Annotated in this window: 10 protein-coding genes; 5 read left to right on the top strand and 5 right to left on the bottom strand. The window is 53.3% G+C overall.

Features of this window, described 5'->3' with window-relative positions; genetic code table 11:
• Positions 1–308: 308 nt before the first annotated feature.
• Positions 309–2,231 (bottom strand): sodium/solute symporter, encoded by a 1,923-nt coding sequence (locus Q31b_RS14085; protein WP_146600310.1) that lies wholly within the window; start codon positions 2,229–2,231, stop codon positions 309–311.
• The gene (locus Q31b_RS14080) at positions 2,228–2,521 is read right to left on the bottom strand and encodes a DUF485 domain-containing protein (RefSeq protein WP_231617565.1); all 294 of its coding nucleotides are present in this window, start codon (positions 2,519–2,521) and stop codon (positions 2,228–2,230) included. Before Q31b_RS14080 ends, Q31b_RS14085 begins: the two co-directional genes overlap by 4 nt.
• A 274-nt stretch (positions 2,522–2,795) precedes the next feature.
• On the opposite strand from Q31b_RS14080, the gene fae reads away from it, so the two are divergent.
• The 3 genes from fae (at position 2,796) to Q31b_RS14060 (ending at position 6,159) form a co-directional block, all read left to right on the top strand.
• Positions 2,796–3,293, top strand: coding sequence for a formaldehyde-activating enzyme (gene fae, locus Q31b_RS14075; RefSeq protein WP_146600309.1), 498 nt, complete (start codon positions 2,796–2,798; stop codon positions 3,291–3,293).
• 115 nt (positions 3,294–3,408) lie between these two features.
• A complete protein-coding gene (locus tag Q31b_RS14070) occupies positions 3,409–4,266 on the top strand; it encodes an NAD(P)-dependent methylenetetrahydromethanopterin dehydrogenase (protein WP_146600308.1) in 858 nt (285 codons plus the stop codon).
• Positions 4,267–5,439: 1,173 nt separating this feature from the next.
• Entirely contained in the window at positions 5,440–6,159 is a 720-nt protein-coding gene (locus Q31b_RS14060; protein WP_231617564.1) for a DUF4339 domain-containing protein, read from the top strand.
• 190 nt (positions 6,160–6,349) lie between these two features.
• On the opposite strand, the gene Q31b_RS14055 is transcribed toward Q31b_RS14060, so the two are convergent.
• A complete protein-coding gene (locus Q31b_RS14055; RefSeq protein ID WP_146600305.1) occupies positions 6,350–7,897 on the bottom strand; it encodes a sensor histidine kinase in 1,548 nt (515 codons plus the stop codon).
• A 311-nt stretch (positions 7,898–8,208) separates the two neighbouring features.
• Here Q31b_RS14055 and Q31b_RS14050 point away from each other — a divergent pair, with 311 nt between their 5' ends.
• Together Q31b_RS14050 and Q31b_RS14045 are read left to right on the top strand one after the other, a co-directional pair.
• Positions 8,209–9,468 (top strand): DEAD/DEAH box helicase, encoded by a 1,260-nt coding sequence (locus Q31b_RS14050; protein ID WP_146600304.1) that lies wholly within the window; start codon positions 8,209–8,211, stop codon positions 9,466–9,468.
• Positions 9,469–9,607: 139 nt separating this feature from the next.
• Positions 9,608–10,039, top strand: coding sequence for a 6-pyruvoyl trahydropterin synthase family protein (locus tag Q31b_RS14045; RefSeq protein WP_146600303.1), 432 nt, complete (start codon positions 9,608–9,610; stop codon positions 10,037–10,039).
• On the opposite strand, the gene Q31b_RS14040 is transcribed toward Q31b_RS14045, so the two are convergent.
• Positions 10,036–10,773 (bottom strand): 16S rRNA (guanine(527)-N(7))-methyltransferase RsmG, encoded by a 738-nt coding sequence (locus Q31b_RS14040; RefSeq protein ID WP_146600302.1) that lies wholly within the window; start codon positions 10,771–10,773, stop codon positions 10,036–10,038. The two genes, Q31b_RS14045 and Q31b_RS14040, sit on opposite strands and share 4 nt — an antisense overlap.
• Before the next feature lie 174 nt (positions 10,774–10,947).
• A complete protein-coding gene (locus tag Q31b_RS14035) occupies positions 10,948–12,018 on the bottom strand; it encodes an ROK family protein (protein ID WP_146600301.1) in 1,071 nt (356 codons plus the stop codon).
• Positions 12,019–12,062: the final 44 nt, after the last annotated feature.

Raw genomic sequence — 12,062 nt, 5'->3', positions numbered from 1 at the left:
AACGCCTCCTTCACCGTTTGTTCGTCTACGAATCGATACGAATGAAAACGAGGCTGGTGGTGTTTGTTTCAAAATTTGAAACCGCTAATCGACGCTAATGAACGCTAATCAAGCATGGGCGTCCAGGTTCGAATGATTTCATTAGCGTCGATTAGCGTGCATTAGCGGTTCGTTTCGTCATAAGACCAACCGGGGTTGGTGTATTTACCTTTCCCCTGAGGGAACGCTTCGCGAAGATCAAGACTGACCCCGACGAAGTCCCTGCCGCCCCGCTAGGAGAGCAGAGCGACACCAGCGGCAAAACCGCCTTAAGCTTTACTCGGTTTCGTGCACAACGAAACGATCACTAGCGTCAAGAACGCTAGTGGAATCGTCACGATGCCTGGCTGACTGAACGGAGCGATCGCGTCGGCGGCGTCCCATCCATAAACCTTTTGGTAGGTGTCGGCCGATAATAGGATCCACCCCAGCGAACTGGTCATACCGACCAGAACACTGGCGATAATCCCTTCCTTGGTTGTTCGTTTCCAAAACAACAACATCACCAATGCGGGCAGGTTGGCGCTTGCGGCCACACAAAATGCCCAACCGACCAAATAGCTGACGTTCATCTCTTTGAAAATGATGCCGAGGAAAATGGCGATGATGCCGACGACGACGGCAGCCATCTTGGCAACTCGCACTTGAGCATGTCCGCTCAGCTTGATCCCCAAAACGCCGCCAATCAAATCGTGAGCCACCGCACCGCTACTAGCCAAAATCAAACCGCTGACCGTTCCCAATACGGTCGTGAACGCAATCGCTGAGATGATCGCAAACAACCACTGACTCATGCTTCGAGCCAATAAGGGCGCAGCCATGTTCGAGTCGGTTAGGTCCAGCGATCCACTGGTCATCGCTCCTAGGCCCAAGTACAGCGTCAGCACGTAGAAGAAACCGATGCTGGCGATTCCCACAATTGTACTTTTTCTCGCCGCCGATGAGTCTTTGACGGTGTAGTAGCGAATCAAAATATGCGGTAGCGAAGCAGTGCCACAAAAAAGCGCCAACATCAGCGAGAGGAAGTTGATTCGGTCGGTCGTGCCGCCGCCGCGAATGCCTGCGAACGTCGGATGTTCTCCTGGACGCAGCACCCGATTGCCAGCGGTTGGTTTCTGATAGAACACCTTGGTCGTCGAACCATCGTCATGCCGAACAACACTTGTTCCCCAAAGCACCACCTCGCTATCTCGAATCACGTTGAAGAACTCGATCGGTCCGACTGGCGAAGATGGCGTGTAGCGATCGGGTAGCTTTGCTAAATGTCCCACTGGCTTGAGTTCTCGTTGCCCCTCGCCATCGCCAAACGGTAAGCCGTCGACCAGCTTGCTACCATCGGCACGGTTCGTCATTGATTGAGCTTGGGATAGAATCACAAACTCCGATACCGATTCATCATCGACTTCTTGAACACGAAAGACTTCGAAGCCGCCATCGGGATTTGATAGCCGCACGAGTTCGGGGAATTCTTGCCAGCCATCGACTGGGACAAGCACGTCTCGCCCATCGATTTGTTTACTCGAGATCGCGTTTCGTTCAATCGGTCCGATCGATTTCAAATCGCCATTGGACGCTTCAAATCCTCGTCCAAGAACAACGACGACTAAAATCGCACTGAAAATAACAAGGAGCGTTCCTTTGAAAAACTGGACCCAAGTCGTCGAGACCATGCCTGCAGTGACAACGATCGTGATGACCACGGCACCGACCAACACGACGCCAACCCAATGGGGAAAGCCGAGCAAGGGTTGGATCAGTGATCCGGCTCCGACCATTTGTGGGATCAAATAAAAGATGCTGACCGCCAAGGTGCTGATACTGGCGGCCAACTTAATGCCGCGGGAATTGAATTGGGCATCGAGGGCATCGGCGAAGGTGAACCGCCCAAGTCGTTTCATCGGTTCGGCGATGACAAACAAGGCAACGATCCAGCCCGCCAGATAGCCGATCGAATACAGAAAGCCATCGTAGCCATAAGCGGCGATCATTCCGCAGATTCCCAAAAACGAGGCCGCTGATAAATAGTCGCCTGCGAATGCCAGTCCGTTAACAGCCCAGGGGATTTGGCCGTGAGCAGCGAAATAGCCTTCGGACGATGTCGCTTTTCGACCTAGGTAGAAGCTCAGCCCTACCGTGAAAACAACGAAGGCCAAGAAAATAAAAACGGCGATCCAAGTGGGTTCGTAGATCATACGGCCTTCCCTCCATCGCTTGAGTCGCCCTTCGAAGCGTCGGCATCAATCGGCTCGTTGCGACAGAGAGTTCCGTAAAGTATCGCCAAGAACAATGCGCTCAGAATTAAACCAAAGCCATACACAATCGCCAAGTTCAAACCAGCTAGCACGATCGTTTCCATCGAGGAAGGATTGAAAGCATTCGTCAAAACATAGATTAGATAGAGCAGCAAATAAACGGCAAAGAAGCAGAGTCCCAGTTGACGGTTAAACCGACGCTCGGGAGTGGAGTTTGGATCGAGCGGCACTGACGAAACACCATTTTTGAGAGGATAGTTGGCGAGTCTCTCCGAGACTCGAAAAACAGTATGATAGTAACGGCTTGTCCGTCTCGAAGCGACGGACCTACGTAAGTAAACGAATCTCTCCGAGACTCGCATGACAGCATTTGAGCCTCACAGTCTACACGATTGGGAGTGCCCTGTGGAATCAAGACCTTTGATCTGGTAATTTCAAACTTTGGCAGTGTGTATTTCACACGCTGATATCAAACAAGACAATATTCTTTGGAGAGGAACAGCGATGCACTTTCATATTGGCGAAGCATTGGTTGGCGATGGCAATGAAGTGGCTCATATCGATTTGATGATTGGCAGCAAGAATGGTCCCGTTGGAGTTGCATTCGCCAATGCGCTTTCGAATCAAAGCGAAGGACACACGAATTTGTTGGCGGTATTGGAACCCAACGTTGCCGTAAAACCATCGACCGTGATGGTGACAAAAGTGACGATTAAGGGAATGCGTCAAGCCGTGCAAATGTTTGGGCCGGCACAATCAGCCGTCGCCAAAGCGGTCGCTGATGCGGTTGCCGAAAATATCATCCCCAAAGACCAGGCCGAGGGATTGGTTTGTGTTTGCGGTGTCTTTATCCATCCCGAAGCGGAAGACAACGAAAAGATCTTCCAATTTAATTACGAAGCAACCAAACAAGCTCTCGTGGCAGCGATGTGTGACAAACCTTCTGCCGATGAGATGTTGGCCAAGAAAGACTCCGCAGCGCACCCCTACAAGGGATTCTAGCTCACCGTCTAATTTTGGCGTTGGGGGCGATATCGTGGGTCTGCTTCAAGATCCGCGTGCCTAAGGATCTTACACAAGATCCACTACCCTGAACCTCACCGATGACAGGCTTACAATGCAAAAGGTACTGATCCAACTCGATACGGACCAGCACGCTAGTAGTTTTGATTCGATTACTGCGATCGATGCCGGAGTCGATTCTTTGCTTACCTACTCGGGGGTTACCCCCAATGATGTGCGATCGATTGTACATGGAGCGATGTTCACTCGCGGTATCGAAGCTTTGAAGAACACTGCGATCTTTGTCGGTGGCACCAACGTCTCGGCAGCCGAATCGATTCTAACCACTGTGCGAGACTGTTTTTTTGGACGGTTTCGAGTGTCCGCGATGCTCGATGCAAACGGCTGCAACACGACGGCTTCGGCGGCTGTGGTTTGCTTGGCAGAACGGATCACCTTGTCAGGTGCAACCGTCGTCGTGATGGGATCGACGGGACCCGTAGGACGCCGCGTTTGCAAATTGCTTGGCTTGTCAGGTGCCAGCGTTATTGCGACGAGTCGATCGATAGAATCAGCCGAGAAGTTGGCGATGGAGGTCAACGAATCCTTGCGCACCAACTTGGTTCGAGGTACCCAAGCCACGTCGGCGATTGACAAAGCAAAATTGTTAAGGGCTGCGGATGGGCTCGTCGCTTGCGGATCGGCGGGCGTTGAGCTTGTTGATGAGACAACACTTTGTCAGAGCGAGCGTCTTCAAGTTGCAATCGACTTGAATGCGGTTCCACCAGCAGGAATTGGTGGCATCGATGCTGGAAACAAAGCCAAAATGGTTGGCCACGTTTGCACCTTCGGTGCGATCGGTGTCGGAGGGTTGAAGATGAAGACACATAGTGCCGCGATTCAGGCTTTGTTCGAAAGCAACGATAATGTACTTCGGGAGGAAGAAATTTTTGAGATTGCGAAAGGAGTGTAGGCGAATAAGAATCTACGGGCCCACAAGCGGGAGCCAGGGAACCGGCGGTCAAATAAAAATCCTCGGTTGCGATGAGTCGCAACCGAGGATTCGTTGATTATTCTTTCGCAGATGGTTGGTGAGTTACCAGCCAGCTCCGCAAGCAGGCTCGCAACCGCAAGTTGGCTCGATGACTTCGCAGCCACAAGTTGGCTCGGGAGCGTAGCAGGAGTCACAGCAAGAGTTTTTGTGGAACAATTTGCCGAAAAATCCCTTGATCTTCGTGCAGCACGAAGGGCCAGCAGGTTCGCAGCAAACTGGTTCGCAGCCACAGGCTGGCTCGATAACTTCACAGCCACAGGTTGGCTCGGGAGCACAGCAGGCGTCACAAGCGTTGTCACGATGGAACAATTTGCTCAAGAGGCCACAACGTGGGGCACATCCGCTATCGCAGCAAGGATCGGCGCCACAAGTGGGTTCGTAGTAAGCGACCGGGGCTTCGCATCCGCAAGTTGGCTCGATCGCACAACAATCGTCACAACCTTTGTTACAAAGCTTGTCAAACAAGCCAAAAGCACTAGCGTTAACGGAACTGCTAGCGACGAAAGCAACAGCGAGCAAAGCGGGAATCAATACACGACGCATCGTGGTATCTCCATGGATTCTAGGTTTGGAAAGGGTAGCTTGGGCACTGCCAACCGCAACCGCTCCGAAGCAGCCATCGCGGCAGTTCGAAGTGGGGTTTATTCCGATCAATCGTGCGAGGAAATTCGACGCTGTCACGGGAAGTTGACGACGATGAATCGGTGAATGGCGGTGAACAATGCAAAGGATCGAAAATCAATTCTTCGCACCAACACGTTGGTGCCCATGCTTGTGTCTATCGTCGATCCTAGGTTGCTATCCTAGGAAATCTTGGTTAATTTGCTATCAAACCAATCAAGGTAGGCGGCAAAGTGTGGGTTGTAGCGTTTGTAGGCTGTAGGCAGGGTGGACCAGCGGGAGCCCGGCATCCAAGACGTATCCGTTTGCCCAAATCGCCTACGTTTCCTGTCGGGGCCGCGTCGTGATTTCGAACGGACTTGATGCATCTCAACGAACGACTGAACGCGAGCGATTAACTACGCTAGACTACTTTGGGTAACAAAACAAAGTGTTTTGGCGATTCAATCACTACAGGAGCCAAGGAAAACGATGGGGATTCGGTTCGCTTGTCACATTTGTGGGAAGAAGCTCAATATTAAGAGTGAACTTGGTGGCAAGCGGGGCGTATGTCCAAATTGCTCGTCGCGGTTTCGTATACCCGAACATGATTGCGAACAATCGCTGCCGGTTGAGCTCTCTCCTGCGGTCGACCCTGCTTCGGTCGCCGCGATCCATCACGCAGCTGACGAGGAAGACGTTTTGGCAGACGAATCGCTTGAAGTCGATTCTTCTGGCGATCCGATATCGAAACCCAACCCCGCATCCTCGCCCGAACCCAATCCAAGTCCTGGGACCGAAGCGACATCGCCGTTACTTTTTGACGGTACATCGACGTGGTACGTTCGGCCTCCGAGTGGCGGTCAATATGGACCGGCAAGCGAGGACTTGTTTCACCAGTGGATTGGGGAAGGCCGGGTGGCCGCGAGTGCGCTGATTTGGCGGGATGGATGGCAAGAGTGGCGTCAAGCGGTCGAGGTGTTGCCGCAATTAGCCAGCGGAAAGCAGCCACCAGAATCGGCGATGGACTCATTGCCGAAGCCCGAAATTCCTGACCTAGCTAGTCGTCCAGCCGCGAGTATTTTGGGCGACCCTCGTGTTGGATCGCGAAAGCGGACACGATCTTTCCGGCGGACGTTCTCGATCACTTTTTTGTGCTTGGTAGCACTAGTACTAGTCGGAATCTTGGTCTGGATCATGAACCGCCCGTAGCACGGCCTGTCGATTTAATCGGTTTGACTCGACTGATTGTTTAACGCCAAGCCATAGGCGACCGCTTATGGAAAAGCTGGCGCCTTCGGCTAAGCGTTAAACGATTAAATCGACAGGCCGAGCGGCGTCTCTCCGAGACGCCAATCTCCCCCCGTAGCAGAAGCCGTCAAGACGGCGTTTCGACTAAAGTTCAGGGGGTAGGGCGTAGTGCTGCGGCCTGTGTCTTGAACGTTTTACTTTGGCGGCGCAATTGAGCACTCAAACGTTTCAGTTCCTGATCGAGTCGTACGCTGGCAGCATTGGACGATTCAATCGGTGCGGTTCCCAAGCGAACTTGATCGTTGTTTGCGATCGTTGTTTGCGAAGTCGACGAAAGTGTTTTTCGGACCAGCAAATCGGTTAGCTTTGCCGCGGCCATTGGATGGTCGATCCCCATCACGCTGGCATCGCTCCATTTTAAGCGGACGGCGGAAATCGTTTGCTCCGCGGTGTCACTTATGTTTTGCATGCGATTTGCCAGCGTCTCGTTATCGGCATCCATCACACAAACCCAGGCACGCGTATCGACTCGATAGGCCAGTTCGAACAGCCTTAATTCCTTTTGAAGCATCTGGTCAAATTCATCCGCATCTGGACGCGACATCGCCGCCCCGAGCGAAACCGTTCCCAGCGAAACACGGTTGGCAAAGCGAGGCGAATTGCCTTGTTGGGACAACTCAACCGATAGCAGTGGCGGATCGAGGCGGACGCGGCGTTGAATGCGACTTCGTGACAGCGATTCTTGATTGGCGTGTGCGGCTTGTTGAGCGCCAATTTGTTGTCTCCAGCGAATCCAGCATTTGGCAACCGATCGAGGACCGCTGGTCGGCGTTTGGAAACTGACTTCGGTCCCGTAGCCGACCCGTGACCTCAACCGCAGGCGAGAGAAATGCAGCGCCGCTAATTGACGTGAAATGGCGAGCCCCAAACCTTCGCCCGAAGTCGAAGCGAATTGTTCGGTTTCCATTCGCTTCATTTGGGCCTGCGAAATCCCGGCACCTTGGTCGATGACGGACCAATGGAGCGCCTCGCCATTTTCGGCTGGCGAGACTCGGACCAGTACCTCCTCATTTTCGCGGGTGACGCGGATGGCATTGACAATGAGGTTTACCAGCAATCGTCGCAGGATCGCTGGATCGGCATACACCATCCGGCTAGGCTCGTCGGCTCCATCCCACAAGACGGCGATATTGCGAGGCATCGTCCACGGCGCCATCGTGTCTTGCACCGAATCGCGGATCGAGGAAACCGGGATCCAGCGACGATGGGTTCGAGGCAAACCGGTGCGGAGACGATCGAGATGCAGCATTTCACCCACCATTTGATCGATACAATCGCATTGGTGAATCGCCGACTCAAGAAACGATCGCTGTTCCTCGCTGACGGATCCGACCTCGCCATCATGAACCAAACGAACGGATTCGCGGATGGTTGTCAGAGGCGAACGCAAGTCGTGAGCCGTTTCGCTGAGCATTTGAATCATTTCGCGAACGCTTTGCTCGATGCCGCTCGGCTCCGACTTCACGGCATCCAAACGAGTGTTTTCGGCCGGCGTCGCCACTGCCGGCGTCGCCACTGCCGATTGCCCATGCGGTAGCGAAACCGATGGTGAGACCCTTTCGACGCCTCTGCGAACCGTCCGACCGGATCGAAGCAGGCTAAATTTGTTCGTTTTCGAGCGGCTACGAGGGGTTATCACGTTGGGATTCTCCCGGTTGGACCAAGGGGGTTCGCCCACGATTTGGGCGACCAGCACTACAAGCAGCCGTTCGCGTCATGATTGTGACGACGATGCAAACGGTGCTTATTCGAGGTTTCGTCATGACAGACACCGTCGGCACAGCGTATGTCGTGCGAAAGCAGCCATGAAGTCAGGTGGACGACATGTCACGCGTTCTTTGCCGGTATTGCTGGAAAAACCAGGCTTATCGGGAGGCGAAAACGTAAATATTGGCGTAACTTTTCCCTGCCGCGTAGTGCGAATTGAAATCATTCGATACACTCTATCAAATGAAAACTGAGGTACTAGACACTGAAAGCGATCCGATCGACTCCTTTGACGACTTGGATCTATCGCCCGTGATGCGGCGTGCATTGAGGGATGCGGGATTTGAATCTCCCACGCCCATTCAATCGAAATTAATCCCATTGGCTCTCGAAGGCGATGACGTGATCGGCCAGGCTCGCACGGGGACTGGCAAAACGGCAGCCTTTGCGATTCCGATTCTTGAACAACTCGATCCGCTTGAAGAATGCCGTGATCCACAGGCAATCATCATCGTCCCAACTCGCGAATTGGCCGATCAGGTCGGTCGCGAAACGGTCATGTTGGCGAAGGGCGAGCCGACCGAGGTGGCCGTTTTGGCAGGTGGTAAGGATATCAAGCGACAATTGCGAGCACTGGAAAACGGTGTGCAAATTGTCGTTGGAACTCCTGGGCGGCTCCACGACCACCTGCAACGGCGTTCGCTGCGGACGGACAAGGTTTGGTGCGTCGTGCTTGATGAGGCGGACCGCATGCTCGATATCGGTTTTCGTCCTCAGATCGAACGGATCCTGCGAAAATGCTCAAAAGATCGGCAAACGCTGCTGTTGTCAGCAACTTTGCCGCCAACGGTTCAAAAGTTGGCTGAATCTTACATGTACGACCCCATCGTGATCGATTGCTGCGACAAAGATATCGCTGTCGACACGATCGAACAGCATTATTTTACAGTCGCGCACAATAAAAAGGTCGAGCTGCTCGAAAAATTACTCGAACGTGAGGACCCCGAGCAGGCGATCGTTTTCTGCCGTACCAAACGAGGAACCGATCGCTTGTACCGACAATTGAGTCGAACCTACAACGATTGTGGCAGCATGCACGGTGACCTGGCACAACGCGAGCGGGACCGAGTCCTGCAGCAATTGCGGGATCGCAAACTTCGTATCTTAGTGGCCACCGACGTCGTCGGTCGGGGGATCGATATCAGTACGATTTCTCACATCATCAACTTCGACGTGCCGCAGGATTGTGACGATTATGTTCATCGTGTTGGACGAACCGGGCGAATGGGGCGTGATGGCATTGCGTTCACCTTCGTCGTTCCCGGTGAAGGAGAGGTATTGACGAGTATTGAGCAGCGAATCAACAAAGAGTTGAAACGCGACCACATTGACGGGATTGACGAACCCCAAGTCCAGACTGCTACGGCACCGGCCGAAGTGGTTCGAAAGCCATCGAAAAAACTGAATCCGATGCACCGCAAAATCACGCGACGGCGGCGATAGCCATCGTTAAACCGCGTGGGCAGCACCCGGTGAGCCGTTGTCATTGCCATGATGCCTAAAGTATCGCTTTCAGACGAATCGAGGCACGCAAAACGGCTAAAGCTTGGACTCCCACCTTCTATCGGACACGCCACTTAAAATGTCTCTTCGAATCATGCGTCGTTTTTCTTTCTGTGCCGGGCACCGTTTGGTCGGTCACGAAGGAAAATGTCAAAACTTGCATGGCCACAATTATGTGGTTGAAATCTACGTAACCGGACGAGAGCAAGATGAAGTTGGACGGATTTTGGACTTCAAAATGCTCAAAACGCGATGCAAAGGCTGGCTCGATGAGAATTGGGACCACGCATTTATCTTGTGGAACCAAGACGAAAACGGGCTAAATGCGATTCGACAGAGCGAACCGCACCGGATCTATGAATTGCCTTCGAATCCAACGGCCGAAAATATGGCAATCCATTTGCTGCACGAGGTCTGCCCTAAGATCTTGGTTGACACAGGCGCATCTGCTTACAAGGTACGCCTTTGGGAAAGCGAAGAAACGTGTGCCGAAGTGGAATTGGATTCCTAATTGTATTTGGCGCCGCGTTTTCCAGAGGGCCAAATTTGCAGGATGACCCCTTCGCCGGGGGCTGTGTCGCTGTTTGGTTCGCTTTGGAGTGATGGCTCTCTTCCACTCGAATCGTCGAGCTCACTTTTAACGTCATCGATGCCGAGCGGGTAGATCGCGACTCGGCGAATTTGCAGATTTGCAAGCGCTCCCAAATGCCTTGCCTCGCCTCGCTCTTGGACCCAACGTGGCCCCTTGATTAGCAGCAATCGGTCGACGCTACCCCAATGAGGTTCGACCCAACGGCAAAACTTGGCAATGCTACCCACGGCGCGGCTAACGACGGTTGTGAACCGAAAATCCTCGAGTAAATCTTCGCCTCGGGCTCCGTAAACAGGTACCGGAATCTCCAATTGTTCGACAATTTCGCCAAGCGCGTTGGCTCGCTTCGTAACCGATTCGGCAAGGGATACTTCGATGTCCGACCGTAGGATCGACAAGGGAATCCCCGGAATTCCGTTGCCACTCCCCAAATCCAAAACCTCTTCGCCGGGTTCCAATAGCGGGGCGAGTTGTAAGCAGTCTCGCAAGTCGCGACCAACGAATAAATCCCACGTCGTGTGGCGAGTCAAGTTGAGTTGCTCGTTCATCCGCCACATAACTTCCACGTATTGCTGAAGCTTTAACGCGATCGTCTCATCGATCTCCATCGAATGAGAAACGAGCGCAGAGGCAAAATCTGGATCAAGCGACATGGGTAATTTTTGGATCGTGTTTGAGGTGGAGGATACTGAGCCCGTCTCGTCGAGGCGGACAACTGGAAAATTGTAGCGGAACTCGTTAAGCGTTTCGTTGTGGCGTGCGACCTCCGTCCGAATCCGAACATCTTGACGACTTCCGCTACCTTTGCGTGTCTCGGAGAGACGTGGTTAGGAGCTGACGACTTGGTAGGCTTCGGCGAGTGCTCCGATGACGGATGCTTGGTCACCACATTGGGAGAATGCGAACCCACCCGAATTCTCGAAGCCGTGCAACGCGTGCTTCTCGTACGATTCTTCTGCAATTTGCAGGTACCTTTTTCGCAAATCGGGCGACAAATCGCAAACACCTCCACCAATCACCAACAGATCGAGATCGCCGATATAGTTGACGGTCAACAGGACAATGCCGAGCGCCGCGGCCTGATCGTCAAACAATTCCATCGCCAACTCGTCGCCATCCGCCGCCAATTCGCGAAGTTTGCGAGCTTTGTCCTTGATGGTGCCATCTTGATCATTGAGCGGATGGTCCTGCCACTGAGGAAGCGACAATCGGTATCCAAGTTGATGCGTCAGAGCGGTTAAGGAGATCGCGGATTCGGCTGCACTATCGGCTCTTCCCACCATCAGCTTGCGATCATGTTCGTAACGAAACGCATCGTAGGGCAAGAACACATGCCCGGCATGTCCCGCTCGGCCTTTACGTCCTCGGACAACTTTACCGTCACGTACTTCACCGCCCCCAAGTCCCGTACCAACGGCCAAGAAGAATAGCGAATCGAGTTGATTCGGTTGGGGATCATTGGGATCCAATCGAGGCGCGTCGGGCCATGCCAATCTCTTGCTACGCACCACATATTCGCCAAGTGCCGCTGCTTGCCCATCACCGAGGTAGGCAACGGGTGTAGGAGATTGCGAAGTCGACAGTCGATCTTGCAAGCGTTGGCGAATCCCACAATTCACCCATTCAGGATGTCGCAGATTCGGACTCGGACCAAGTACTCCGTCAAGTGTCGCCGGTCCAGGTGTCGCGATCACCACCGACGCGACCTCTTTTACCGAGGTGCCCAACTTGGCAAGTTCCGCTTCGATATTTGTCGCGATGTCTTCGATGGTGGCACTGGGACCCTCGTTGGCTCGCGTAGAGAATTGGTCGGTAATCCGAATGATCTCTCGCTTGTCATTGCCAATGGCGACGGTCGACGTTGTGCCTCCTACATCAATTCCAATAAAAAACGACACGTACGAATCTCCTCTGGTAACGGCAGTTGTTTGAACGGGACAAA

Origin of the sequence: Novipirellula aureliae (assembly GCF_007860185.1) — a bacterium.
GTDB lineage: Bacteria > Planctomycetota > Planctomycetia > Pirellulales > Pirellulaceae > Novipirellula_A > Novipirellula_A aureliae.
This window is presented reverse-complemented; position numbering and strand designations above follow the sequence as displayed.